Origin of the sequence: Kocuria marina (assembly GCF_000786655.1) — a bacterium.
Taxonomy (GTDB): domain Bacteria; phylum Actinomycetota; class Actinomycetes; order Actinomycetales; family Micrococcaceae; genus Kocuria; species Kocuria marina_A.
Genome location: NZ_JROM01000054.1, coordinates 1 through 549 on the forward strand (window position 1 = coordinate 1; position 549 = coordinate 549).

1 protein-coding gene is annotated in these 549 nt (G+C 71.8%); it reads right to left on the bottom strand.

Annotated features, from left to right (window positions below; genetic code table 11):
• The coding region (locus AS25_RS11490) for an ISL3 family transposase (RefSeq protein WP_035965254.1) at positions 1 to 549 on the bottom strand (549 nt) is incomplete at both ends.

The following is a 549-nucleotide window of genomic DNA, read 5'->3' on the forward strand; positions in this document are numbered from 1 at the left end:
GTTCGAGGCCCCGGCGGTGTCGAAGTAGGCCAGGATCGCGGCCTTCCACCGGCGTAAGGTCCGTCCGAGCCGGGCGATCTCCGGGATCGGGCAGGACGGGAAGGCACCGAGGATCTCGGCGACCAGCCGGCGGCCGGTCTCGGGGCGGGCGTGGTAGACCGCGCGCAGCTTCTGGTAGCAATGCCAGGCCAGGGTGACCTCGTGATGCGGGTCCCCGGCCTCGAGCTTCGCGTTGAGCCGGGTGACCTGCCTCTCGGTCAGGTGCTCGGCGCCGATCTGCAGGGTGCGGCGGATCCCGTACAACGGGTCCCCGGCCCGGCCCCGGTGGCCCAGAGTGTCCTGCTGCACCCGACGACGCACCTCGTCCACGACCTGCCCGCCGAGTTTCACCACGTGGAAGGCGTCCAGGACGGTGATCGCCTCAGGGAGTTCGTCGCGGATGGCGTTGGCGTAGCCGTGGAACGGATCCAGCGTCGCCGTGCGGATCCCGCTCGTGAACGCCGGCCCCTGCTCGGTGAGCCAGTCGCCGTAGGCCGCCCCCGTGCGCCC